The sequence below is a fragment of the Pseudomonas parafulva NBRC 16636 = DSM 17004 genome (genome assembly GCF_000730645.1).
In the GTDB taxonomy this organism is placed as follows: Bacteria; Pseudomonadota; Gammaproteobacteria; order Pseudomonadales; family Pseudomonadaceae; genus Aquipseudomonas; species Aquipseudomonas parafulva.
In genome coordinates this window covers 167,043-190,343 of record NZ_BBIU01000017.1, presented here as the reverse complement: position 1 = coordinate 190,343, position 23,301 = coordinate 167,043, and the positions used below count along the sequence as shown (strand labels likewise).

The following is a 23,301-nucleotide window of genomic DNA, read 5'->3' as shown; positions in this document are numbered from 1 at the left end:
CTTCAGTGGCAGGGCAGGTAGTGCTTGAATCAGTCCTGATACGCGCGGCCTTCGCGGTCCAGTTGCCGGACCAGCGCATCCCAGTGCCGCTGGATGCCTTCGCCCTTGCCGTCGGAAAAGCGCTTGGATTGTTCGTGGACCTTGGCGATGGCGGCAGGCGAGGCATGGCGCAGTTGGTCATTGCCGCCCGCCTGCGCGGCAATCTGGATGTTGCAGGCCCGCTCCAGGCCATGCAGCTCCCGAAAGGCGTGCTCCACGCTGATGCCCCCGGTGAGCAGCCCGTGGTTGCGCAGGATCAGGATGTTGCTGTCACCCAGGTTGGCGACCAGCCGCTGCTGCTCGTCCAGGTCCAGCGCCACGCCTTCGTACTCGTGGTACGCCACGCGGCTGTAGTACGCCAAGGCATGCTGGGAAATGGGCAGCAGGCCGTCGCGTTGTGCCGATACCGCGGCGCCGTCACGGGTGTGGGTGTGCAGCACCGCAGCAAGGTCAGGCCGGGCGCGGTGGATGGCGCTGTGGATTACATAACCGGCCTGGTTGATCCCCAACCCCAGCGGGTCATCGATCAGGGTGCCGTCCACATCCACCTTCACCAGGTTGGACGCGGTGATTTCGTCGAACAGCAGGCCGAAGGCGTTGATCAGGAAGTGTTCGTGCGGGCCGGGCACGCGGGCCGAGAAGTGGGTATAGATATGGTCTGTCCAACGGAACAGGGCGGCCAGGCGGTAGGCGGCGGCCAGTTTTACCCGTACCTCCCATTCCTCGGGGCTGACACGGTCGCGGACATGTTCGGCGACAGGGCTTATGGCGGACAGGGCGTTCATGGTGGGGCTCCAGTAATCAATGACGGCATGTGTTACGCAGGGCGGTGGTTGGGGCGTTCATGGCGTGGCCTGGGCGAGGGCGGCGCGGCCGGCTTGGGCGAAGATCACGTCATCCTGCGGGGTATGGATACGGCTACAGAGCACGTCGCGGTAGTGCCGCTCCAGCGGGTTACGCCGTGACAAGCCGGGGTTGCCGGCGGCTTCGATTGCCAACTCGACCGCGCGGATGGCATTGGCGCTGACCAGGTGCTTGATCTGCCCGGCATGCAGCGGGTCGATGAAGCCGGCGGCGGCCGAGTCCAGCAGGCTACGGTTGGCGAAGAGCAAGGTATCGATACGCCCCACAACCTCCTGGAAGCGCGGCAGGCTGGCCAGTGGCGCCCCCAGGTTCGAGGGTGCGCGCCGGTTCAGAAACCCTGCCAGCCAGTCGCGTGCGGCCTGGGCTACGCCGTCGTAAACGGCAGGCAGCAGTACCGCCATCCATAGCAGGCTCTGGGGATCGAGGTCGGCGGTGGGGGCGCTGGCGGGGCTCAGGGCCACGGCGTGGTCCAGCGGAATCTGCACGTCATCGAAGCGAACCTCGTGGCTGCAGGTAGCCCGCATGCCCAGGTGGTCCCAGTCGTCGACGATGGTGATACCCGGGGTATCGCGGTGCACCAGGAAGCCGCCTACGCGCGGATCGCTTTCATCCGTGCTGCCCCACACCAGCATCCAGGTCAAGCCATGGCTGCCGGTTGAGTAGATTTTTTGCCCACTGATGCGCCATCCAGCGGCGCTGCGGCGGGCGACGGTGCCAGGCAAGCCGCCGCGGGCCGGGGTGCCCAGTTCGGGCTCGACGCGCAAGGCATTGATCAGCGCGCCGTGCTGCACGGCATCCCGCGCCACGCGCTGGCGCAGGTACTCCGGCCACTGCGTATTGGCCTGCAGGCGAGCGTGTTGCAGGTACTGCATCACCAGAATCAGGGCGGTGGCGGGGTCACCTTTGCCCACGGCACCGATCACCCGCCGGGCGGTGACGAGGTCTGCACCGCCGCCGCCCAGCGCCGTGGGTACGGTCAGGGCCAACAGGCCATGGCGGTGCAGCAGGTCGAAGTTGTCCTGAGGAAAGCTGGCACTGCGGTCATAACGTTCGGCGTTGGCGGCGAGCGCCAGCGTCAGCTCTGCAAGTGCGCTGTCGGACGGGTGACTCATGGGGCTTCATCCCTGAATGACGGTGTGTGGCTAAGACCGTATTCTTATGGATGGGGGCTGTAAAAGGCTTATTTGTTCTAAGCTAATTATTTGTTCTGCTAATTTATATTTCTGATGTTTATGCGTAACTCGCATTTAAAGCTGAGCGATTCTTACTCAAGCAGCTGTTGCCCGGCCACGTTTCCGAACAGTTCGACCGGGTCTTGCAGGTTGCCCAGGTAGCGCGGGTGGAACAGCCACAAGTCCACCTGTGGCTTGAAATCACTGACGTTGAGCACTTCCAGTGCGTCGCGGTGGCGGCTGGCCTGCAGCAGCGGCTCTGGCACCAGCCCCAGGCCCTGGCCATTGGCAACCAGGCCCAGTTGCAGCTCGGTGCCGAAGGTTTCCAGGTTGATCGAAAGGCTCAGGCCCTGTTCGCTCAAGGCGCGCTGCAAGCCGGCGCGGAAGCCGCAACCGTCGGGGTTGAGCACCCAGCCGCGGGTGTAGCAGTCCCTGAGCTTGTAGCTGCGCTTGCTGGCGCCGCTTCTGGCTGCCACCACTTTCAGTGGCATGCGCCCGATCGAGCGGCTGGCAATGCCCTCAGGGAAGATCTTGCCTGGCGGAAACAACGCGGCAGCGGCATCCAGTTCGCCGTTTTCCATGCGGGTTACCAGGCTGCTGCCCCAACCACTGCTCACTTGAGTGCGCAGTTGCGGGTACACCTCACGGATCTGCGCCAATGCCTGGAGCAACACCACATCACCCAGGGTTTGCGGTACACCCAGGCGCAAGGTGCCGGAGGGCGCGCCATCGTTGGCCACCAGCTCACGCAATGAGTCGATCTCGCGCAGGATCGCCTTGCATTGCTCGTATACCCGCAGCCCCATGGGCGTGGGCTTCAGCGGCTTGGTCTGGCGGTCGAGCAGGGTGGCCCCCAAGTCTTCCTCGAAGTTCTGCAAGCGCCGGGTGATCGCCGGCTGGGTGAGTTGCAGCGCCTCTGCAGCAAGGTTGGTGGACTGGCAACGAATGACCGCGACGAAGGCGTCCATATCATCGATTTTCATGGGCTGTGTTCACCAGATTGGGCGGGAAATAAGGGATTAGCATAATCGGGCATTAGCGTAATGCCTGCCATGTTACACGCAAGCCGCGGCATGATAATGAATTATGCATATTAGGTTATTCCTAAAATCAATTTAATCTATTTTTCACGATTGGTTAGAGTCGGTATCCCCGGCGCACCCTGCGCTGCTGCAATTGCTGAGGACCACCATGCCATTCCGATCCAAACTGCTCACCCTGGCAGCTACGCTGCTGGTAGCGGCCCATGCCGGCGCCAGCGAGCGGCTGACCCTGCGCATAGGTGACCAGAAGGGCAACATGCGTGCCCAGTTGGAGGCCGCCGATGCGTTGCGCGACCTGCCGTATGACATCCGCTGGGCCGAGTTCCCCGCTGCGGCCCCGCTTGCCGAAGCGCTGAATGCGGGGGCCATTGATGCAGGCATCATCGGCGATGCCCCGCTGTTGTTCGTGCTGGCTTCGGGTGCGCCGGTGAAGGCCATTGCCGTGGACAAGTCCGACCCCTACGGCACGGCCTTGCTGGTGCGCCCCGATGCACCGTTGCACAGTGCCGCCGAGCTCAAGGGCAAGCGCATCGCAACCGGCCGCGGTTCCATAGGCCACCACCTCGCCCTCAAGGCACTGGACCAGGCAGGCCTCAGTGACAAGGACGTGGAGTTCCGCTTCCTGGGGCCGGTAGATGCCAAGATCGCCCTGGCCAACGGTTCGGTAGATGCCTGGTCGACCTGGGAGCCCTACACGGCGCTGGCAGAAACCAGCGGGCAGGGCAGGGTGTTGGTAAACGGGCGTGGGCTTTCCAGCGGCAACAGCTTTCTGGCAGCCACCGATCAAGCGCTGAGGCAGGTGGCCAAGCGTGAGGCACTGCAGGACTACCTGAACCGCCTTGCAGGCGCACAAGGGTGGGCCTACCAGCACCTGGACAGCTACTCGAAAACCCTGGCGGCGATCATCGGTTTCCCGCAAGAGGCGGCCCGCCTGCAGTTCGAGCGCCGGCAGTTGCACTGGCAGGTCATCGACCCGCAGACCATTGGCGAGCAACAGGACACCGCCGACTTCTATCACGCCCACGGGCTGATGAGTCAGCGCCTGGACGTCGCCCCCACATTCGCCACAGGCTTCACCGTGCCCGCCAACGGCCCACTGGCCAAGCAACCCTGAACCGGAGACGTACATGCCTTTGAAGAACCTGCGCCAACTGGGCCTGGCGTTGCTGGCCAGTGCCTTGCTGCCGAACCTGGCCAGCGCCGAGCAGACCCTGCGGATTGGCTACCAGAAGTCCTCTACCCTGATTACCTTGCTCAAGGCCCGTGGCAGCCTGGAACAACACCTGAGTACGCAGGGCATACGCGTCAGCTGGCACGAGTTCCCCAGTGGGTTGCCGCTGCTCGAAGCACTGAACCTGGGCAATGTGGACCTGTCGGCCGACGTGGCCGACACGGTGCCGGTGTTCACCCAGGCCGCCGGCGCAAGGCTTACCTACTTTGCCCGGGAAGCACCGTCGCCCACTGCCCAGGCCATTCTGGTGCCGGCGGACTCGCCGCTCCGCACACTGGCTGATCTTAAGGGCAAGCGTGTTGCTGTCACCAAGGCGGCGGGCAGCCATTACCTGTTGATCCAGGCGCTGGCCAAGGCCGGGCTGACCTTCAAGGACATCACCCCGGCTTACCTTATCCCTGCCGATGGGCGCGCGGCCTTCGAGAACCACAAGGTGGACGCCTGGGTGACCTGGGACCCGTACGTCGCCAGTGCCCAGCGTCAGCAGAACGCACGGGTTCTGGCTGATGGCAGTCAGTTGGCCAGCTACCAGCGCTATTATCTGGCGGGCAGCGACTATGCCCAGGCGCACCCACAGGTGTTGCAGCAGGTGTACTTGGCCCTGCGCGACGTGGGCACCTGGACCAAAGCCAACCCCGTGGCGGCAGCGCGGATTCTGGGGCCTTTGTGGGGCAACCTGGACAGCGCGACGGTGCAGCAGGCCAACGCCCGGCGCAGCTATGACGTGCAGCCGGTGAGGCCGGAAAACTTGGTGGAGCAACAGCAGATTGCCGATGCGTTCTACCGTGAGGGGTTGCTACCCAAAGCGGTCGATGCGACGGCCGTGACGTTGTTCGAACCGGCTGCGCGTTGAGGCTGGGTGGGGCCGGCAATGCGGCCCCACCCGCACTCAACCCGGGAACAGAAACGGGTTGAAGCTGCTACGGGCAAACCCTTCGCGCTGCATTTCGGCATCGAGCACCAGCGAACCCAGGTCATCGGCTACCACCTCCAGCCCCTGATCGTGCTCGCTGTACAACACTTTCAGGTAGCTGCCACAGTCACCACAGCTTTCGGCCTTCACCGGGCTGGCCTGCCGGTCCAGCGACCAGTAGTCCAGCTTGCCGGTCTGTTCACAATTGCTGCATTTGGCCCGCACCATGTGCCAGCGGCTTTCGCACAGGCTGCAGTGCAGGTAGCGCAAGCCGTTGCGTTTGCCGGTCATGATCACACTGGCGATGGGGGCGCTGCCGCATATCGGGCAATACTGGCGATGTTCGCCCACTGCGGCCTTGGCCGTGACCGGCAGGGCCGCAGCCAGTTGGCCGGCGTATAGCATTAACGCCGCCCACAGGAGCACGGCCTGGCCGCTGTTTACCTGGTCGTAGCGGCCCTGCAGCAGATGGTCAGCCGCCGCCTCGCGTTGCTCAGGGGGCGTGTTGGCCAGGCTCGCCAGCGCATCGGCCAGTACCGGACCGGCACCAGGCATCAGTTGCTCGATCAGTTGCTGGAGGGCTGCCTGCCAGTAGCCAGAGCGCGCCAGGCGCTCAGCCGCCAACGGCACGTGCGGGCCCAGGCTGGCCACCACCGCCTGCACCTCGTCGGCCGGCACGGGAAAGCGTTGCAACAAGGCCTGTTGAGCCTGCGCCACCTGTGCAGCAAACAGCAGGTAGCCGGCCTGTTCATGCCCCTGCGCCAGGTGGCGCAGGCGTGCGGCCCGCTGTTGGTAATACTGGCCGGCGGGCGGCAGCAGCAACGGGGTGATCTCGTTGACGCCGCCGGTGGCTTGTTCCACGGGCACCACCGTGATGCTGCTCATTGCTTGTCACCCTTGGAGATCTGCTGATACCAGCGGTCATGGTGCGACTTGGCCCAGCGACGGCTCACGTAGCCGGTGACCATGCCGCGTATCGACCCTTTGACCCAGAATGCCAGGTAGGCGTGGCCGATGATCAGCAGGATCAGGCAGATACCGGCCACTGCGTGGGTGAACAGCGCCACGCGGATCAGGGCGATATCGAACAGGTGTGCGAACCATGGCCGCCAGATCACCACGCCGCTGAGCATCAGCAGGGTGATCAGGCCCATGATCCCCCAGAACAGCACCTTCTGCCCGGCATTGTACTTGCCAATCTGCAGCGGCTTGCTGTGGTCCCCGGCGAGTACGGTCTTCACGTTGCGAAACCAGATGGCGTCCTGGCGCTCGGGCAGGTTGTATTTCACGAAGCGCGCAAACAGGAACATCAGCACCACGAACACCACCACCCCGAAGAACGGGTGGAGGATACGCGCGAGCTGCGGCGTGCCGAACACGCCGTTAAGCCAGTTCAGCGACGGAAAGAACCACGACAGCCCCGACAGGGCCACCAGAAAGAAGCAGATGACCATGAACCAGTGACTGGCCCGGTCAATGAAGCGGGTACGCAGAATCAGTTTGTCCTTGTTCATCACGCGTGTTCCTCGTGGTCTTCTTCCACCTCATTCGGGCCAACGCCGATGTAATGGAATACGGTACCGGCCAGGGTGGCGAAGAACGCCGCCGCTGCCACCGGCTTCAGCCAGCCTTTCCAGCCACTGATGGCCGTGCTGATGCGCGGGTCCGGGTTGAGCTTGTGGTACAGCTCGGGTTTGTCCGCGTGCTGCAACACGTAGAACACGTGGGTGCCGCCGACGGCCTGTGGGTCGTAGATACCCGCGCCGGCAAAGCCGCGGCCATGCAGCTCGGTGACACGTTCCTCGGCCTGTACCAGCATGTCGGCCTTGCTGCCGAAGTTGATGGCGCCGGTGGGGCAGGTTTTCACACAGGCCGGTTCCTGGCCGACCGTGACCCGGTCGACGCACAGGGTGCACTTGTAGGCCTTGTTGTCCTTCTTGCTGATGCGTGGCACATCGAACGGGCAGCCGGCCACGCAGTAGCCGCAGCCGATGCAGTGCTCGGACTGGAAATCGACGATGCCGTTGGCGTACTGGATGATGGCGCCGGGTTGCGGGCAGGCTTTCAGGCAGCCGGGGTCGGCGCAGTGCATGCAGCCGTCCTTGCGGATCAGCCACTCCAGCTTGCCGGCCTCGTTCTCGTGCTCGTCAAAGCGCATCAGCGTCCAGGTGTCGGCTGTAAGGTCGGCCGGGTTGTCATAGACGCCCACGTTATGGCCGACCTCGTCGCGCAGGTCGTTCCATTCGTTGCAGGCCACCTGGCACGCCTTGCAGCCGATGCAGATGCTCACGTCGATCAGCTTGGCCACCTCGGCCTGGTGATCGCGTGCGCGGGGTGCCGGTGTGAAAGCGTGGGTGGCCGAGCGGCGGATGATGTCTTGGGATTGCAGGGACATAATAGGGCTCCGTCAGGCCTTTTCCACGTTCACCAGAAACGCTTTGTATTCCGGGGTATTGGTGTTCGATTCGCCCACCCCCGGGGTCAGGGTATTGGCCAGGAAGCCCTTGCGGGTGGCGCCCTCGAAGCCCCAGTGGCAGGGCACGCCGATGGTGTCGACCGCCTGGCCGTCGATCTGCAGGCGGCGAATGCGCTTGGTCACCACGGCCTTGGCCTTGATGTAGCCCCGCTGGGTACTGACCCGCACCAGGTCGCCCTGCACGATGCCTTTGTCCTTGGCCAGCAGCTCGCCGATCTCGACGAACTGCTCAGGCTGGACGATGGCATTGAGCCGGGAATGCTTGGTCCAGTGGCGGAACAGCTCGGTGATGGAGTAGGTGGTGGCCACGTAAGGGAACGCCTCCCGGCTGCCCATGCGTGCCCGGTCACTGTCATACAGCCGCGCGGTGGGGCTTTTGCTGACGGTGGGGTGCAGCGGGTTACTGGCCAGCGGGCTTTCGGTGGGCTCGTAGTGCTCAGGGAACGGGCCATCGTTCATCGCGCCTACCGAAAACAGCCGCCCGACCCCTTCGGGCAACATGATGAAAGGGTGGGTGGCGGTACCGGGGGCCACGGTTACCGGGAAGTCCGGCACGTCGATGCCGCTCCAGCGGCTGCCATCCCAGCCGATGACCTTGCGCTTGGCGTCCCACGGCTTGCCCTGCGGGTCGGCCGAGGCACGGTTGTACAGAATGCGGCGGTTCTGTGGCCAGGCCCAGGCCCAGCCCGGTGTGCAGCCCAGCCCGCTGTCGGCGTTGTCGCGCCGGGCCATCTGGTTGCCGGCTTCGGTCCAGCAGCCAGCGAACACCCAGTTGAAACAGGCGGTGCTGCCGTCGTCGCGCAACTGGCCGAAATTGTCCAGCAACTGGCCCTTGCGCAGTACCAGGTTGCCCTGGTCGTCGTGCAGGTCAGCCAGGGCATAGCCGTTGGACTCCTTGGCCACCTCTTCCGGTGCCGGGTCGTACGGGTCTTTGTAGTCCCAGGCCATGTTCAGCACCTGCTCAGGGCAGGCGCCGCCTTCTTCCTGGTACAGCTCGCGCAGCTTCATGAACAGGTGGCCAAGGATCTTGCCGTCATGCCAGGCCTCGCCGGGCGGCGCAGCACCGGCCCAGTGCCACTGCAACCAGCGCCCGGAATTGACGATAGAGCCGTTTTCCTCGGCAAAGCAGCTGGAGGGCAGGCGGAACACTTCGGTCTGGATCTGTGCGGGGTCCACGTCATTGGACTCGCCATGGTTCTGCCAGAAGCTGGAGGTCTCGGTGGCCAGCGGGTCGATGATGACCAGGAACTTGAGCTTGGCCAGTGCCTCGGCTGCCTTGTTCTTGTCCGGGAATGCGGCGATGGGGTTGAAGCCCTGGGCGATATAGCCGTTGACCTTACCGTCGTGCATGCGGTTGGCGAAGTTGAGCACGTCGTAGCTGTCGTCCCACTTGGGCAACCAATCGAAACCCCAGTCGTTTTCGCGGGTGGCTTTTTCGCCGTACAGGCTCTTCATCAGGCTGATGAAGAACTTGGGCGTGTGCTGGTAGTAGTTCACCTGGTCGGGCAGCTGGGCCTTGGGCGTGGTTTGCTGCAAATAGGTGTGCAGGTCGGCCTGGCTGTCCGACGGCAGGTTCATGTAGCCCGGCAGACGCTGGGACAGCAGCCCCAGGTCGGTATAGCCCTGGATGTTGGAGTGGCCGCGCAGGGCGTTGACGCCACCACCGGCCATGCCGATATTGCCCAGCAGCAGCTGGAGCATGCCGGAGCCGCGAATCATCTGCGCCCCGGTGGTGTGGTGGGTCCAGCCCAGGGCGTAAAGGAAGGTAGCAGTGCGATCTGGCACGCTGGTGCTGGCCAGGATGTCGCAGATCTCCAGGAAGTCGTCCTGCGGTGTGCCGCACAGCTGGCTGACCAGCTCCGGGGTGTAGCGGCTGACGTGCTGTTTGAGCAGGTTGAACACGCACCGGGGGTGGCTCAGGGTCATGTCCTGGCGGGCATGGCCGTTGTCATCCAGCTCGTAGGCCCAAGAGCTGCGGTCGTAGCGCCGCGCCTTGGCGTCGTAGCCGCTGAACAACCCGTCATCGAAGTGGTAGTCGTTGCGCACAATGAGCGAGGCATTGGTGTAGGCGCGTACGTATTCATGCTGGATACGGTCGTGGGTCAACAGGTAGTTGACCATGCCCATCAGGAAGGTGATGTCTGAGCCCGCACGCACCGGTGCGTAGATATCGGCCACTGAAGCGCTGCGGTTGAAGCGGGGGTCGACCACGATCACTTTGGCGCCATTGCGGATCTTGGCCTCGATCACCCACTTGAAGCCCACAGGGTGCGCTTCGGCCGGGTTACCGCCCATGATCAGCACGACGTTGGCGTTCTTGATGTCCACCCAGTTGTTGGTCATCGCGCCGCGGCCGAAGGTGGGCGCAAGCGCGGCTACCGTGGGGGCATGGCACACCCTGGCCTGGCTGTCGGTGCCCAGGATGCCCAGCGCACGGGTAAAGCGTTGGTCCAGGGCGCCGGTTTCGCTGGAGGCGGCAGAGGAGCACAGCATGCCGGTCGACAACCAGCGGTTGACGGTGACGCCGTCGGCGTTGCGGACGATGAAGTTGGCATCCCGGTCATCTTTCATCAGCCGGGCGATGCGGTCGATCGCGTAGTCCCAGCTCACCCGCTCCCATTTGTCGGAGCCGGCTGCGCGGTATTCGGGGTGCAGCAGGCGCTGTTCGCTGTGAATGTAGTCGACCAGGCCTGCGCCCTTCGGGCACAGCGAACCGCGGCTGACGGGGTGGTCGGGGTCGCCTTCGATGTGGAAGATGCGCGCCTTGGCATTCTTTGCGCCGTCACCCAGGCTATACATCAGGATGCCGCAGCCCACTGAACAATAGGTGCAGTTGTTACGGGTCTCCTTGGCACGCAACAACTTGTACTGCCGGGACTGGCTGGCATTGGCCACGGTGGCACCAAAGCCCAAAGAAGCAGCTGAAACAGCGGCGGCACCGGTGGTGCAAAGTTTAAAAAACTGCCGTCTGCCAAGATCCATTAACGTTCCTCCAACAGGCGTCGGGCTGCGCGGTGTGGCAGGCCCGGCCTGGGTCACATAAGGCCCCGGTTCAATGCAGGCAGCCGGGTGCCCGCCGGCCATTTGCATGGCTGGCGCAATCAATAGGTATGCCCGTTGCAAGAAGGCGGCAGGTGGCCTGCCTGACCAATGAGAGGGTGCTGTTTCGTACGACGAAAGCGCAGCCGGTTATTCGAAAATTATAAGGACTGAATCACGGTCGTGCCGGGGCGTTTGCTAACGTGGCGGGGGAGAGTTTAATGGGTTGGCGGTGGGTGGGCTAATTGGCCGGCTCGATCAATTGATAGAGCGTTTCGATGAAGTAACTGATACGGTTAAATAATAAGATACTGTATTGATCTGAATCAATAAACCCCTCGCGTGACCGCCCGGCAACTAAAAACAATACGACTAAAGTGCAACGCCCGGCGGGCTGAAGTTTCAGGCGCCGCCGGGCTGAGCAGCTATTGCAGCGTGCCCGGTTTGAGGGCGGGCGGTAATTGTTTGATGGCGTCTTCCAGCAGTGCGATGGGCGCTTCCAGGGCCTGTGCTTCGCTGTGCCTGTTTTGCGAAATGAGCCGGTCGCGCTCAGTGCGCAGGTTCAGCAAGTTTTTCTGCAGTTTCAGGGCTGACGCGTTGTATGTGTCCATAAATTTCTCACGTAGGTAGCTTCCGTGCCGATGTAGGAAAGACGGACGGTATCAGCTCGAATTTGTAGGAGAAACTGATGTTTCATACAGCGACTGGGTTTGATCGCGAAAGGTCCGACATGGCCGGGTAACTATTCCTACAAATTGGGAAATCCACCGCCCGTAACTTGCTGCAAGCTGCAGGTTGCGCAGCCTCTGCTACGATCGATGTTTTCCCGGCCAAGGAGAGGCCTATGCACTATGTTGTGATCGAGAGCCACCGCAGTGAGTACCCGCGCCCTATTCGGTTCGCCAAGGGCACCTTGCTGGAAGTAGGCCCGCGTTACGAAGGTGAGCCGGGGTGGCAGGACTGGTACCTGTGCAGCTGCACCGGTCAGGAACCTGGCTGGGTCCCCGCGCAACTGATCGAGCGGTTGAGTGTTGGTCAGGGCAGGGCGCTTGACCATTATTCTGCCCATGAACTGGACGCTGAACCTGGGCAACTGGTGCAGATGCTGCGCCCTTTGAATGGTTGGCTATGGTGCCGCCGCCATGGCAATGGCGAGCTGGGATGGCTACCCGCTCAGAAGCTCAGGCAGCTTACCTGACGCGAGGCGCAGAGGGCTGCGCAGGGATGATCCTGTCATTGCATGGCCAATCTGATCTGCTTTTTTTCTACAAACCTGCATCTGTAACCGTATCAGCTGAAGCGCGAAAATAGCTGCATCCCGTATCGTCATGTAGAGGTTCCAATGGGCAAGCTCGCGCTGTTCCTCGGTGGTTTTCTGGTCCTGACCATCCTTATCGGTTTGCTGGGTACCATCCCGCCAAGCTGATTGTTGGTCCTCAGCCCTCCGGCCTGCCTTCTTCCCTCTGGCAGGCCCGCCTCTCCAGACACTGCAGACCAGCGGTAGGCAGCTGTCATTCTCAAGTACCAAGGCGTCGTGTAGTCTCCTGCCGCCGTTCATTCGGGCGGGTACTTATGCCTTGGAGTCCAGTCGTTGATAGAAAGCAAAAAGGGCGCTTCAGCGATGCTGGAGTGGCGTGCCCGTTTTTTGGTTAAGGGTGCGCTCGACGAGCCGCGTTATCACCAGGCGTTGCACGATGCCCAGGTGCTGGAGCGGGCGGGGTTGATCAGCACGCGGGAGTGGATCGAGCTGGTCAAGCTAGCGAACGCCGCGTTGCTGGCTGTGGGATAAGTCATTCTCCACGCTCAGAAATCTGTCCACAAAAAACGTGGGTAGGTCTGTGGATAACGTGCTGAAAGCCAAGCCCACGGCGGCCTCTGTTAGATTGAGCAGAATTTGAGCAACTGCAGGGGGTGTTTTTTGGGGCGAGCACGTTGGGGCTTAGGCGGGGCAATCAGGCAGTAAAGCAGTGGGCCATGCCGCAACCCACTCAGATAACCCGGCGCATCGGTTCAGCCTGTTCTACACGGTTGCGGCCCTGTGCCTTTGCCCGGTATAGCGCCTTGTCGGCGCTTGCCAGCAGTGCGTCCAGCGCTGGGGTTGGCAGGCCGGCGTCGCAACCTGCAATACCAATGCTGACAGTAATCTGCACACGCTTGTCGGCCTGCTGCACATTCAGGTCCTGCACGGCCCGGCGAAGCCGCTCGGCGGTGAATTGGGCCCGGTCGGGGGCAAGGCCTGGCAGGATGACGACGAATTCCTCGCCGCCCATGCGCGCCAGCAGTTCATCGCTGTGCAACTGGTCCCGCAGGGTATCGGCAAACTGGCGCAGTACCAGGTCCCCTACGGCGTGGCCATGGGCATCATTGATCGACTTGAAATGGTCGATGTCGAGCATCATCAGGGTCATGGGCAGCAACTGGGCGTGCTGCTGCCGGCTGTCGAGCAGCGCGTTCGCGCGCCGTGTGAAGGCGCTGCGGGTCAGAGTACCGGTGAGGTGGTCGACGGTGGCCTGATGCGCCAGGCGCGCCATCAGGCTGCGATTGGCCTGAGTGACGCAGGCAACCACCAGCGGGCCCAGCACTAGCATGGCGATGCCAAGGCGCGCTGACATCAGTGCCGTGACGCCTGATTCACTCTGCGGCACGCTGAAGTGCATGAGGTTTTGTGCCACTGCCACGATCAGCGTACTGCCGGCTGTGAGCGTGAGCAACGAAACCATGAACGGCGAGTAGGTCCAGGCACACCACAGCAATGCCGCGATGGGAAAGGCGATGGCGCCGGGCCCGCCGAATGCGATGCTGAATGCGAGCGACACCAGCATCACCAGCAGGGGTGACAAGCGTATGGCCTGCCCGCCGCTGCGGATCAGCGCCTGTGCTGTTGGGGCGGTGAGCAGCACCGGCAGCACCAGCACGCTGGTAGAAAACTGTTCACTGAACCAGGCCAGCCAGGTGGCACGCACCGACTGTTCGAACCAGGGGGCCGCCATGGCTGCGGCCATGCTGGCGGCCACCATCGCACCGCCCGCGCAGGCGCCAAATACGCACAGCACCCCGTGTGGGGTACGCAGGCGGCGGTGCAGGCGTGGCAAGCGCGACAGCAACTGCCAAAGGGTGGCTACCACCCCCATGTTGCACAGGTTGAACCACAGTGCCGGAGCCCACTCACTGCCGCATAGCAGGTCCGCAGCGACCATGCCCAGCCATATCAGCAGCAAGGCGGGCAATGTGGCGTGGTGCGGGTAGCGCAGCAGTACTCCGGCCAGTACCGCATTCACGGGCCAGAACAGCGAAAGGGATTCGATCGGACGTGCCAGGATGCCGCCAAGGGTCAGGGCAAAGGTCAGGCAGAGCAGAGCGACATATGAAAGCAGGCGCGATTGGGCTGGAAAAACCATTGGTTCGACCGACAAGCGGAAACGAAATCCAGGACAACGGCTGAAGGCACCTGGGGCAATGCTGATCAGTGTGTTTCGTCCTGCTAGTTGATGTCAATCTGCCCTAAGTCATGGCTTTTTGCTAGTGGCTGTGCTGTGTGACCTCAAAGCCCGTAGAACCAGGGCACCATGATCACTGCCACCAGCATCACCAGTAACGTGAACGGCACCCCGACTTTGACGAAGTCCGCGAAGCGGTATTGGCCGGGCCCCAGTACCAAGGTGTTTACCGGCGAGGAGACAGGTGTCATGAAGGCGGCCGAAGCGGCCAACGCCACGGTCATGGCAAACGGGTAGGGCGACATGCCCAGCTGCGTGGCGGTGGTAATCGCCACCGGGGCCATCAACACCGCAGTCGCAGTGTTGGAGATGAACAGCCCGATCACGGCGGTGACCGCAAACAGGCACGCCAGGATGGCACTGGGGCCGGCCCCGCCAAGCAGGCTGACCAGACCACTGACCGCCAGGTCGATCCCCCCGGTTTTTTGCAGCGCCTGGGCAAAAGGCAGCATGCCCACGATCAGTATCAGGCTTTGCCAGTGAATGGATCGGTAGGCGCTGTTCATGTCGATGCAGCGGCCTGCGCCCATCAACAGGCAGCCGATGAGTGCGGCCAGCACATTGGGCACAGCACCGCTGACCATCAGCCCAACCATCACCGCCAGGCTCAGCAGCGCTTGTGGCGCGCGTCGGCGGGCCGGAGCCACCAGGTCGATTTCAGTGGGCAGGCTCAGCACCAGAAAGTCCCTGGGTTTACTCTGCAACTGGCGCACTGCCTTCCATGGGCCCACCACCAGCAAGGTGTCGCCCAGGCGCAGCTTCTCCTCTACCAGTTGCGCTTCGATGGCGGCCTGCTCACGGCGCAGGCCCACGACGTTGAGGTCATAGCGCGAACGGAAAGCCAGTTCGAGGATGCTCTTGCCAATCAGCTGCGAGCCGGGAGGCAGCGATACCTCGGCCATGCCCACTTCCTGGGATTGATCTATGAAGTAGGCAGCCTTGAAGTGCAGGGGCTCCAGGTGCATGGTCTGGCACAGGCTGCGCAGGTCGTCGCGTTTGGCGAACAGGTCCAGCAGCAGTACATCGCCCTGGTGCAGCACCGTGCCGGAGTCGGGCGCGATCACGCGGGTGGTGAATTTGTGCTGGCGCTCGATACCGATGACGTTGGCGCCGTGGTCCGTGCGCAACTTCAACTCGCCCAAGGTGTGGCCGATCAAGGGCGAGTGCGGGCGAATGCGCAGCCGGCGCTCGCGGCCATTGAGCTTGTAGTCCAGCACCAGGTCCAGCAGGGTGCGGCGGGTCTCCACGCGCCCGTCCTTGCGCACTTCACCGCTCAGCCAGTGGCGGGTCAGCAGCATGTAGCCCACGCCCAGCACCAGTATTACCAGGCCGAAGGGGGTGAAGCTGAAAAAGCTGAAGCCCTGCTCGCCGTGGCGCACCAGCTCACTGTGCACCACCACGTTGGGCGGCGTGGCCACCAGGCTCAGCATGCCGCTGATGAGGCCGGCGAAGCTCAGTGGCATCATCAGGCGGCTGGGTGATAGTTTCAGGCGCGCCGCGATGCTGAGCACCACCGGGATGAAAATGGCCACCACCCCGGTTGAGCTCATCACCGAACCCAGGCCCGCCACTGCCACCATCAGCAGCACCAGCAGCCGTGCTTCGCTGTTGCCGGCCCGTTCGCTCATCCACTCGCCGATGCGGTACGCGATACCCGTGCGCACCAGGCCTTCGCCTATCACGAACAACGCTGCGATCAGCACCACGTTAGGGTCGCTGAAGCCTGCAAGGGCCTGTTCGACGGTGAGGATGCCGGAAAGCGGCAATGCGAGAATGACCAACAGCGCCACCACGTCCATGCGCGGGCGGTTGATGACAAACAGGATGACCACGATGGCCAGCAGGCCGAGGACCCAAAACAGCTCTAGGTTCATTGGGAGGGGTGTTCCTTCACACAGGGCACGTTAAGCATTGATAGCTACCAGTGTGCCAGCAAGTGATGAAGGGCGTGTTGATGTGCTGCAGGTTTTGCCTGCCCGGGGCCGCATTCCGGCCCCAGGCGGAGGGTGTCAGTGGCGGTGGCGGCGGTGTTTTTTGCCGCCATTGTCGCCCATATTGTTACCCACAGCGCCGCCAGCCGCGCCGCCCAGGCCTGCACCGATCGTTGAGCCGGTGCTGCCACCCAACGCGCCGCCGACAAGGGAGCCGCCTGCTGAGCCCAGGCCACCGCCTACAGCGGCTTTGGTACGGTTGCGCTTGGGAGCGCCGACGGCGCTGCCAGCGGCACCGCCCACGCCAGCGCCAATCGCGGCACCGGTACGGCCCCCGAGTTGCTGGCCAACGACATTGCCCAAGGCGCCCCCCAGGCCACCGCCAATGGCTGCACTACCGTCACCGGCGAACGCGCCTTGGCAGAGCAGCAGGCCAAGGGCAAGGGAAGGCAGGGTCAGGCGCATGATGGAAACCTCGAATCAGTCAGGTGGCCGAATCCACGTTAACCACTGGGACTTCAAAACGTGCATTTGGTTTCCTGAGGTGTGCCAATCTGGAAGTGTGCATGACGGGCGGTGCTGGCAAGCGGCCTTTCTGTCTCAACCAGTCATGGCCGAGTGCCTTGAAGGGCTCTAAACTGCACATCAAGCCGCAATGAAGACGGCTGCCTGCCACCTGGTGAATCACGATGATCGCCCATACCCCTACGCTGTTCGCCGCCGTTGCATTGGTCGCAACCATTCTGGCTTTCTGCCTGTTGCTGGTCGGGCGCAGCAGCCCCCGCGACAACCTGCTGCTCACAGGTTGCGGGCTGCTGGTGCATGCACTGGCCTATGTTTGCTACACCGTTTATGCAGTGGCACCGTTGTGGCTGAGTTACGGGGTGGGCAACAGCCTGCTGTCGCTGGCGCTGGCGCTCTACACGGCCAGCTTGTTCAGGGTGCGCGAACAGGTGGTGCCGTGGCGCACCATCTTCGTTATCCCGGTGTGCATGTTGGTAGGCCTGATGCTGTTGCTGCACACCGTGGAGCCGCGGATGTTGCTGGCGACACTGGTGCTGATGGTGCAGTGCGCGATGATTCTGTACTGGGCGCGGCGCCATGCCGAGCGGCCCGGGCGTGCTCACCTGCTGCTGCAGATCGGGGCACTCATCAGCCTGGTGGGCCTGGGCATGCGCGTGGTGGCGGTGGCCACGGGCACGGCGGCGGACATGCGTTATGACACCAGCAACCTGAAACAAAGCGTCTCGGTGGCCATCGGCACCGTTACCGTGATGATGTACTCGATCGGCTTGGTGTTGATGGCCAAGGAGCGCAGCGAGTCGCGCTTGCAGCACCTGGCCTTGCGCGACGTGCTGACCGGCACCTTCAACCGGCGCGCCATTCTGGAACGCTTTGCGGTTGAGCTGGACCGGGCCCGTGCAAATGCCACCCACCTGGCGGTGGCAATGATCGACATCGACCACTTCAAGCGCATCAATGACCTGTACGGGCATCTGGCCGGGGATGAGGTGCTATGCCACTGCGTGCGTCAGTTGCAGCAGCGCCTGCGTGAAGGGGACAGCCTTGGCAGGTATGGCGGTGAAGAGTTTTTGCTGCTGCTGCCGGGTACCGACCATGCCGGAGCCATGGGGGCCGTGAACGGCTTGCGCGAGGCGATTGCGCAAAGCCCTGCCTGGTTTGCAGGTGACCGGATCGAGCTGCGCTTCAGTGTGGGCCTGTGGTGCGGCAAACCGGGGCGTGAAGACAGCACCGCAAGCTTGCTCGCACAAGCCGATGCGGCGCTCTACCGGGCCAAGGCTGCCGGGCGCAACACCGTGCACCTGGCAGCACTTGCCGATCAGGGGTGATCAACGGACGGGGCGAATAGCCAGGATTACGCCATTGGTGGTTTGCACCAGTACGTAATGGTCTTGCATCTTCACCCAGTGGCTTTCTTTTTCAGGCGCCGGCAGCCCTTTGGCTTTCCAGTCCTTGACCGAGGCATCCTCACGCTTGAATTGATCGGGAACCTTGTCACCCTCTTTCAATTCCCGGTTACGGGTGGAGGAGTTCTGGACACTGTCGTCTGTCGAGGTGGCCGCGTTGGCGGCCATTGGCAAGCAGGGCAGGGCGGCGAGCAGCAGGTAGTGCAGTTTCATGGCGATTTCCTTGTTGCGTCATGTTCCCTGTCAGACAGCGCAACGTGCGCCACAATTCACTCGCGATGCTGGCAGTGCTAGAGTCGCGTTCTTTTTCAAGACTTCGAGGACTGAACATGCGTGCGATTTTGCCCGTGGCCGTAGCGTTGGTGCTGGTCGGTTGTGCTTCGGCGACCATGGAGGCAGCCCGCAAAGGTGAGCCCACCGCCAAGCTCACCTCGCAAAAGGCAGCGGACCGGGTTGCCCAGTGCATCCAGTTCGGCTGGCAGGAGGAGCGCGTGTTCGGTCAGGATGCCAGCGGCTACCTGGAGCCCCGCCCACAGGGTGGTTTTACCGTGTACACCCGTGAGGCCGAGACGTTCGTCGACGTTTATCCGCAGGCAGGTGGGGTGCAGGTGGACTACTACGCACAGAAAAACGACGGGGTTTCCCTGCAGCACCGCGCGGCGGCCGCCACCTGCCTTTGACGGGCGCCGTGGTTCCAGGCTCGGGCAGCGCTGACGCGATCAAGCCAGATAACCGCCGTCGACGTTCAGCGCTGTGCCTGTGGTGTAGCTGGATGCGTCACTGGCCAGGTACAGCACAGCCCCTGCCATTTCCTTGGGGTCGGCCACACGCTCGAGGGGGATTTGCTGCAGCGCAGCCTTGAGTATCGCCTCGTTCTTGACCAGCGCAGACGCGAACTTGGTGTCGGTCAAGCCCGGCAGCAAGGCGTTGCAGCGTATGCCGAATTGTGCGCATTCCTTGGCGAATACCTTGGTCATGTTGATGACGGCAGCTTTGGTCACCGAGTAAATGCCTTGGTACAGGCCCGGGGAAACGCCGTTGATCGACGCCACATTGATGATGCTGCCAGCGCCGTGCTCGCGCATCAGCTTGCCCGCCTCAACCGACATGAAGAAGTAACCCCGAATGTTCACGTCGACTGTTTTCTGGAACGCCCCAGGGTCGGTGTCCAGGACGTTGCAGAACTGGGGGTTGGTGGCTGCGTTATTGACCAGAATGTCCAGCCGCCCAAACTGCTGCCGGATGGCTGCGAACGCCTGGCTGATCTGATCCAGTTCACCAATGTGGCAGGGGATGGCGGTGGCCTGGCCGCCCGCTGCCACGATGGCATCGGCGACCTGCTGGCAGCCTTCCTGTTTGCGGCTGGAAACAATCACGTGGGCGCCTTGCTGGGCAAGCAGGTGCGCAATCGCCTCGCCGATGCCGCGGCTGGCGCCGGAAACGAAGGCGATCTTGCCCGTGAGGTCGAACAGCTGAGTCTGCGACATGGTGCGTTCCTTGGTATGGGCCTTGGTGTAGGAAGGGCGGCTCAAAGGCTGGATTTTGCGATCACCTGAAGGGCCATCTGCTCCAGCAGCCGGTTCATGTGGATGAACTGGGCAAAGCGCTTGTCCTGGGTTTGCCCGTGGAAATAGCGGTAGTAGATTTGCTGCACAATGCCCGCCAGGCGGAACAGCCCGTAGCAATAGTAATAATCGAAATTGTCCAGCGGGATACCGGCCCGCTGTGCGTAATACTCCACGAACTGGCGACGGCTGAGCATGCCAGGTGCATGGCTTGGCTGGCGGCGCATCAGTTGCACCGGGGCTGGGTCACCCGCCTCGATCCAGTAGGCCAGGCTGTTGCCCAAGTCCATCAGCGGGTCGCCCAACGTGGCCATCTCCCAGTCAAGCACCCCGATGATCTGCATGGGGTTGTCGGCGTCGAGGATCACGTTGTCGAAGCGGTAGTCGTTGTGCACGATGGCCGGTTGCGGGTGGTCGGCGGGCATCTTGTCATGCAGCCAGGCCGTGACCCGCTGCCAGCGGGGCGCATCGGGGGTCAAGGCTTTTTCGTACCGACTGGTCCAGCCGGCGATCTGCCGCTGTACATAACCTTCAGGCTTGCCCAGGTCGGCAAGGCCGCAGGCGTCAAAGTCGACTTGGTGGAGTTCGACCAGCCGATCGATGAAACTGTGGCACAGGGCCTGGGTGCGAGCAGCGTCCAGGTTCAGTTCTGCAGGGATGTCGGAGCGCAGGATAATGCCCTTGACCCGTTCCATCACATAGAACTCGCTGCCTATCAGGCCGGTATCGGTGCAGTGGGCATAGGCCTTGGGGCAGTAGGGGAAGCCGCTGTTCAGCTGGTTGAGGATGCGAAACTCACGGCCCATGTCATGCGCCGACTTGGCCTTTTGCCCGAAGGGCGGGCGACGCAGGACGAGATCACGGTCCGGGTAGCTGATCAGGTAGGTAAGGTTGGACGCGCCCCCTGGGAACTGGCTGACCTTTGGCATGCCGCCGAGGCCCTGGATGTGTGCCTTGAGGTACTGATCGATGAGGGCGGCATCGAGCTCTTCCCCTGGGCGGACCTGCGCTGACTGATCGGTGAGCGTCATGGGGTTTCCTTATTCTCGCTCGCAAGGACTATTTTGCAATCTAATGGCAATCAGCTAGTGGAACAAGCGTGCCAGTGGCTCATTGGTCGGGGTGTTGCCGGTGAATCAACGGGGTTGATGCGTGGCGCTTTTTGGGCGAAAAAAAACCGAAGCCAGGCTGGCTTCGGTTTCTGCGCTGTTGCGGCCCTGATATCAGGACGGGAACAGTTCGCTCAGTTTCATCGACAGCATCATGTCGCCCTCAACGCGCAGTTTGCCGCCCATGAACGCCTGCATGCCGTCGGTTTCACCGCTGACGATACCTTTGAGGGTTTCGCTGTCCATTACCAAGGTGCAATTGGCGTCCGGGTTTTCACCCTCCTGCAACGCGCAAGTGCCATCCTTGACGATCAAGGCGTAGTGCTTGTCTTCGTCGGTGATGTTAAAGCCGAACACCAGGTCCAGGCCGGCGGCAGCGGATGGGTTGAACTTCTCTTGCATCTTTTTAACGGCATCAGCTACGGAGGTCATGGTGCATTCCTTATAGAGTGGTTTTCACGTCCCCGAGGGGACACTGCAAGCCGGGGCTTATCGATAGGTGACAAGCGACGGTGTCCTCAACAGCTGCACATGTGCCTGGCTGTTGAAGGAAGCCAGTGCCACCTCGCGCCCGCGGAATTTAACCTGGGTGAGCGAGGTGTTGATTATCTGCCAGTTCAGGGCAAAGGCCTGATCCGGGGTAACGCCTGTAATGAGGTGCAACAGGGCAGCGATGGTGCCGCCTGAGGTGAAAATGGCGATATTGTCGCCGCTGCCCGCACCATCCAGCACACGATCCAGGCCGCCCTGTACACGCCTGATGAATGCAGCCCAGCTTTCCAGGCCATCCAAGGCATGCTCACCACGGTGCCAGCGTTGAACCATGATGGCGAACAACCGTTGGAATTCGCTTCGGTTGTTGGCGCAGTCCCGCAAAACGTCTAGTGCATTGGGCTCGTCTGCCATCAAGCCTGGCAATAGGGTGCGAATCACCCCGTCGGCATCGAACTCGTTGAACGCAGCGTCGGTCTCAATGGCCGGCACGGCTGGACCCCCGTGATGCAACGCTTGAAGTGCGAGCCGGGCGGTGTCCTGCTGGCGGCGCAGGTCGCCAGCCACGCAGCGGTCCAGGCGCAGGCCCAATTGAGCTAGGTGTTCACCCAGTGCCTGGCTCTGACGGACGCCGACGGGCGAAAGGACATCGTAGTCATCCGCACCGAAAGAAGCTTGGCCATGTCTGATCAGGTAAAGGTTGCCCACGTAAGCGTCCGGCCTGTTGGTGATTGCTGCCGAGGTTAGGACGCGAAAATCGGGCTGTCAACGAAAAACATACAAGCGTTTGAAAAGGTTGTTTGAAAGGTGTTGCCGGCATTTGCAACCGCTGGCGGCACCCCAGGCGCACCGGTATGCTTGCTACAGTTACGCGCCAGATGGCGCAGCAATTCAAAGGAGTCAACGTGGAGTTTCTTGCCGAATACGCAAGCTTTCTCGCCAAAACCGCCACCCTGGTCATTGCCATTCTGGTGGTGCTTTCGGCTGTCGCCGGCCTGCGCGGCAAGGGCCGGCGCAAATCGGGTGGGCATTTGCAGGTTACAAAGCTGAACGATTTCTACAAGGATTTGCGCGAACGCCTGGAGTCAGGCCTGTTCGACAAAGCCGAGCTCAAGGCCTTGCGTAAACAGCAAGGCAAGGCGGAAAAGAAGGTCAAGAAGGGCAAGGCTGACGATAAAGGCCGGGTTTACGTGCTGGATTTCGACGGCGATATCAAAGCCTCTGCCACCGAAAGCCTGCGTAACGAAATTACCGCGCTGCTCACCCTCGCCACCCCGCGGGACGAGGTGGTACTGCGGCTGGAAAGCGGCGGCGGCCTCGTGCACAGCTATGGCCTGGCAGCCTCGCAGTTGGCACGCATCCGGCAGGCGGGCATACCGCTCACGGTGTGCATCGACAAGGTGGCGGCCAGCGGTGGTTACATGATGGCCTGCATCGGCGAGAAGATCATCAGCGCACCCTTTGCCGTGCTCGGTTCGATCGGCGTGGTTGCCCAGTTGCCCAACGTGAACCGCCTGCTGAAGAAGCACGACATCGACGTCGAGGTGCTGACCGCCGGTGAGTACAAACGCACCCTTACCGTGTTGGGTGAAAATACCGAAAAGGGCCGGGAAAAATTCCAGGAAGACCTCGACGTCACCCATCAGTTGTTCAAGGACTTTGTCGCCCGTTATCGTCCGCAACTGCACATCGATGAGGTAGCCACTGGCGAAGTCTGGCTAGGCGTCTCGGCGCTCAACCGCCAACTGGTGGATGCCCTGCAAACCAGCGACGAGTACATCAGCGACCGCGCCCGCACCGCCAACGTGTTCCACCTGCACTACGCAGAGCGCAAGAGTCTGCAGGAGCGCATCGGCATGGCTGCCAGCGGCACGGTCGAGAACGCGGTGGTAGGGTTGTGGAGCAAACTCAACCGCCTGCGCTAACACCTTGAACCTGTTGAAATTTTTTTTCGATCAGGGGGTTGCAAGGTGAAACGAATGCAGACATAATGGCGCCCATC

Annotated in this window: 23 protein-coding genes; 7 read left to right on the top strand and 16 right to left on the bottom strand. The window is 62.3% G+C overall.

Annotation, left to right across the window (positions count from 1 at the left end):
- Positions 1 to 29 precede the first annotated feature (29 nt).
- The 3 genes from PPA02S_RS13580 to PPA02S_RS13570 all read right to left on the bottom strand — a co-directional run bounded on the left by PPA02S_RS13580 (position 30) and on the right by PPA02S_RS13570 (position 3,058).
- Positions 30 to 824 (bottom strand): class II aldolase/adducin family protein, encoded by a 795-nt coding sequence (locus tag PPA02S_RS13580; protein WP_028633581.1) that lies wholly within the window; start codon positions 822 to 824, stop codon positions 30 to 32.
- 57 nt (positions 825 to 881) lie between these two features.
- Positions 882 to 2,015, bottom strand: a complete 1,134-nt coding sequence (locus tag PPA02S_RS13575) for an acyl-CoA dehydrogenase family protein (protein WP_028633580.1) — start codon at positions 2,013 to 2,015, stop codon at positions 882 to 884.
- Between the two features lie 152 nt (positions 2,016 to 2,167).
- Positions 2,168 to 3,058 (bottom strand): LysR family transcriptional regulator, encoded by an 891-nt coding sequence (locus PPA02S_RS13570; protein ID WP_028633579.1) that lies wholly within the window; start codon positions 3,056 to 3,058, stop codon positions 2,168 to 2,170.
- Between the two features lie 208 nt (positions 3,059 to 3,266).
- On the opposite strand from PPA02S_RS13570, the gene PPA02S_RS13565 reads away from it, so the two are divergent.
- Entirely contained in the window at positions 3,267 to 4,232 is a 966-nt protein-coding gene (locus tag PPA02S_RS13565) for an ABC transporter substrate-binding protein (RefSeq protein ID WP_042141764.1), read from the top strand.
- A gap of 13 nt (positions 4,233 to 4,245) precedes the next feature.
- On the top strand, positions 4,246 to 5,202 hold the full coding sequence (locus tag PPA02S_RS13560) for an aliphatic sulfonate ABC transporter substrate-binding protein (protein ID WP_028633577.1): 957 nt from the start codon (positions 4,246 to 4,248) through the stop codon (positions 5,200 to 5,202).
- A 36-nt stretch (positions 5,203 to 5,238) separates the two neighbouring features.
- Here PPA02S_RS13560 and fdhE read toward each other — a convergent pair whose 3' ends face one another.
- The 5 genes from fdhE to PPA02S_RS13535 form a co-directional block, all read right to left on the bottom strand.
- Entirely contained in the window at positions 5,239 to 6,147 is a 909-nt protein-coding gene (fdhE, locus tag PPA02S_RS13555) for a formate dehydrogenase accessory protein FdhE (RefSeq protein WP_028633576.1), read from the bottom strand.
- Positions 6,144 to 6,776 carry a formate dehydrogenase subunit gamma gene (locus PPA02S_RS13550; protein ID WP_028633575.1) on the bottom strand — a complete coding sequence of 211 codons (633 nt, stop codon included), beginning with the start codon at positions 6,774 to 6,776 and terminating at the stop codon, positions 6,144 to 6,146. Before PPA02S_RS13550 ends, fdhE begins: the two co-directional genes overlap by 4 nt.
- Positions 6,776 to 7,657, bottom strand: a complete 882-nt coding sequence (gene fdxH / locus PPA02S_RS13545; protein ID WP_028633574.1) for a formate dehydrogenase subunit beta — start codon at positions 7,655 to 7,657, stop codon at positions 6,776 to 6,778. The genes PPA02S_RS13550 and fdxH overlap by 1 nt, the downstream gene beginning before the upstream one ends.
- Positions 7,658 to 7,669: 12 nt before the next feature.
- Positions 7,670 to 10,720 (bottom strand): formate dehydrogenase-N subunit alpha, encoded by a 3,051-nt coding sequence (gene fdnG / locus PPA02S_RS13540; protein WP_080667846.1) that lies wholly within the window; start codon positions 10,718 to 10,720, stop codon positions 7,670 to 7,672.
- A 482-nt stretch (positions 10,721 to 11,202) separates the two neighbouring features.
- The gene (locus tag PPA02S_RS13535) at positions 11,203 to 11,388 is read right to left on the bottom strand and encodes a hypothetical protein (protein WP_028633572.1); all 186 of its coding nucleotides are present in this window, start codon (positions 11,386 to 11,388) and stop codon (positions 11,203 to 11,205) included.
- A gap of 233 nt (positions 11,389 to 11,621) precedes the next feature.
- Here PPA02S_RS13535 and PPA02S_RS13530 point away from each other — a divergent pair, with 233 nt between their 5' ends.
- Together PPA02S_RS13530 and PPA02S_RS13525 are read left to right on the top strand one after the other, a co-directional pair.
- The gene (locus tag PPA02S_RS13530) at positions 11,622 to 11,975 is read left to right on the top strand and encodes an SH3 domain-containing protein (protein ID WP_028633571.1); all 354 of its coding nucleotides are present in this window, start codon (positions 11,622 to 11,624) and stop codon (positions 11,973 to 11,975) included.
- 396 nt (positions 11,976 to 12,371) lie between these two features.
- Positions 12,372 to 12,566, top strand: coding sequence for a hypothetical protein (locus PPA02S_RS13525; protein WP_028633570.1), 195 nt, complete (start codon positions 12,372 to 12,374; stop codon positions 12,564 to 12,566).
- Between the two features lie 199 nt (positions 12,567 to 12,765).
- Here PPA02S_RS13525 and PPA02S_RS13520 read toward each other — a convergent pair whose 3' ends face one another.
- The 3 genes from PPA02S_RS13520 to PPA02S_RS13510 form a co-directional block, all read right to left on the bottom strand.
- Complete coding sequence (locus PPA02S_RS13520; protein WP_028633569.1) at positions 12,766 to 14,190, bottom strand: GGDEF domain-containing protein; 1,425 nt, start codon at positions 14,188 to 14,190, stop codon at positions 12,766 to 12,768.
- 128 nt (positions 14,191 to 14,318) lie between these two features.
- Positions 14,319 to 16,148, bottom strand: a complete 1,830-nt coding sequence (locus tag PPA02S_RS13515) for an SLC13 family permease (protein WP_028633568.1) — start codon at positions 16,146 to 16,148, stop codon at positions 14,319 to 14,321.
- Positions 16,149 to 16,283: 135 nt separating this feature from the next.
- Entirely contained in the window at positions 16,284 to 16,670 is a 387-nt protein-coding gene (locus PPA02S_RS13510; protein ID WP_028633567.1) for a glycine zipper domain-containing protein, read from the bottom strand.
- 224 nt (positions 16,671 to 16,894) lie between these two features.
- Here PPA02S_RS13510 and PPA02S_RS13505 point away from each other — a divergent pair, with 224 nt between their 5' ends.
- Entirely contained in the window at positions 16,895 to 18,055 is a 1,161-nt protein-coding gene (locus PPA02S_RS13505) for a GGDEF domain-containing protein (RefSeq protein WP_028633566.1), read from the top strand.
- Here the strand turns inward: PPA02S_RS13505 and PPA02S_RS13500 are convergent, their stop codons facing one another.
- The gene (locus PPA02S_RS13500) at positions 18,056 to 18,346 is read right to left on the bottom strand and encodes an RcnB family protein (RefSeq protein ID WP_028633565.1); all 291 of its coding nucleotides are present in this window, start codon (positions 18,344 to 18,346) and stop codon (positions 18,056 to 18,058) included.
- A 116-nt stretch (positions 18,347 to 18,462) separates the two neighbouring features.
- On the opposite strand from PPA02S_RS13500, the gene PPA02S_RS13495 reads away from it, so the two are divergent.
- Entirely contained in the window at positions 18,463 to 18,813 is a 351-nt protein-coding gene (locus PPA02S_RS13495; protein ID WP_028633564.1) for a hypothetical protein, read from the top strand.
- Between the two features lie 39 nt (positions 18,814 to 18,852).
- Here PPA02S_RS13495 and PPA02S_RS13490 read toward each other — a convergent pair whose 3' ends face one another.
- From PPA02S_RS13490 to PPA02S_RS13475, 4 genes are all read right to left on the bottom strand, one after another.
- Positions 18,853 to 19,620, bottom strand: a complete 768-nt coding sequence (locus PPA02S_RS13490; RefSeq protein ID WP_028633563.1) for an SDR family oxidoreductase — start codon at positions 19,618 to 19,620, stop codon at positions 18,853 to 18,855.
- Positions 19,621 to 19,661: 41 nt separating this feature from the next.
- Entirely contained in the window at positions 19,662 to 20,729 is a 1,068-nt protein-coding gene (locus PPA02S_RS13485; RefSeq protein ID WP_028633562.1) for a phosphotransferase family protein, read from the bottom strand.
- Positions 20,730 to 20,921: 192 nt separating this feature from the next.
- A complete protein-coding gene (locus PPA02S_RS13480) occupies positions 20,922 to 21,239 on the bottom strand; it encodes an SCP2 sterol-binding domain-containing protein (protein ID WP_028633561.1) in 318 nt (105 codons plus the stop codon).
- Between the two features lie 57 nt (positions 21,240 to 21,296).
- The gene (locus PPA02S_RS13475) at positions 21,297 to 22,007 is read right to left on the bottom strand and encodes a histidine phosphatase family protein (RefSeq protein ID WP_028633560.1); all 711 of its coding nucleotides are present in this window, start codon (positions 22,005 to 22,007) and stop codon (positions 21,297 to 21,299) included.
- Positions 22,008 to 22,204: 197 nt separating this feature from the next.
- Here PPA02S_RS13475 and sohB point away from each other — a divergent pair, with 197 nt between their 5' ends.
- The gene (sohB, locus tag PPA02S_RS13470; protein ID WP_028633559.1) at positions 22,205 to 23,224 is read left to right on the top strand and encodes a protease SohB; all 1,020 of its coding nucleotides are present in this window, start codon (positions 22,205 to 22,207) and stop codon (positions 23,222 to 23,224) included.
- Positions 23,225 to 23,301: the final 77 nt, after the last annotated feature.

Coding starts and splice junctions, on each gene's coding strand:
- fdnG (WP_080667846.1), bottom strand. CDS start 10,720: ATGGATCTTGGCAGACGGCAGTTTTTTAAACTTTGCACCACCGGTGCC.
- PPA02S_RS13495 (WP_028633564.1), top strand. CDS start 18,463: ATGCGTGCGATTTTGCCCGTGGCCGTAGCGTTGGTGCTGGTCGGTTGT.
- PPA02S_RS13530 (WP_028633571.1), top strand. CDS start 11,622: ATGCACTATGTTGTGATCGAGAGCCACCGCAGTGAGTACCCGCGCCCT.
- PPA02S_RS13515 (WP_028633568.1), bottom strand. CDS start 16,148: ATGAACCTAGAGCTGTTTTGGGTCCTCGGCCTGCTGGCCATCGTGGTC.
- PPA02S_RS13505 (WP_028633566.1), top strand. CDS start 16,895: ATGATCGCCCATACCCCTACGCTGTTCGCCGCCGTTGCATTGGTCGCA.
- PPA02S_RS13485 (WP_028633562.1), bottom strand. CDS start 20,729: ATGACGCTCACCGATCAGTCAGCGCAGGTCCGCCCAGGGGAAGAGCTC.
- fdhE (WP_028633576.1), bottom strand. CDS start 6,147: ATGAGCAGCATCACGGTGGTGCCCGTGGAACAAGCCACCGGCGGCGTC.
- PPA02S_RS13580 (WP_028633581.1), bottom strand. CDS start 824: ATGAACGCCCTGTCCGCCATAAGCCCTGTCGCCGAACATGTCCGCGAC.
- PPA02S_RS13550 (WP_028633575.1), bottom strand. CDS start 6,776: ATGAACAAGGACAAACTGATTCTGCGTACCCGCTTCATTGACCGGGCC.
- PPA02S_RS13570 (WP_028633579.1), bottom strand. CDS start 3,058: ATGAAAATCGATGATATGGACGCCTTCGTCGCGGTCATTCGTTGCCAG.
- PPA02S_RS13575 (WP_028633580.1), bottom strand. CDS start 2,015: ATGAGTCACCCGTCCGACAGCGCACTTGCAGAGCTGACGCTGGCGCTC.
- fdxH (WP_028633574.1), bottom strand. CDS start 7,657: ATGTCCCTGCAATCCCAAGACATCATCCGCCGCTCGGCCACCCACGCT.
- PPA02S_RS13510 (WP_028633567.1), bottom strand. CDS start 16,670: ATGCGCCTGACCCTGCCTTCCCTTGCCCTTGGCCTGCTGCTCTGCCAA.
- PPA02S_RS13535 (WP_028633572.1), bottom strand. CDS start 11,388: ATGGACACATACAACGCGTCAGCCCTGAAACTGCAGAAAAACTTGCTG.
- PPA02S_RS13480 (WP_028633561.1), bottom strand. CDS start 21,239: ATGACCTCCGTAGCTGATGCCGTTAAAAAGATGCAAGAGAAGTTCAAC.
- PPA02S_RS13500 (WP_028633565.1), bottom strand. CDS start 18,346: ATGAAACTGCACTACCTGCTGCTCGCCGCCCTGCCCTGCTTGCCAATG.
- PPA02S_RS13490 (WP_028633563.1), bottom strand. CDS start 19,620: ATGTCGCAGACTCAGCTGTTCGACCTCACGGGCAAGATCGCCTTCGTT.
- PPA02S_RS13560 (WP_028633577.1), top strand. CDS start 4,246: ATGCCTTTGAAGAACCTGCGCCAACTGGGCCTGGCGTTGCTGGCCAGT.
- PPA02S_RS13565 (WP_042141764.1), top strand. CDS start 3,267: ATGCCATTCCGATCCAAACTGCTCACCCTGGCAGCTACGCTGCTGGTA.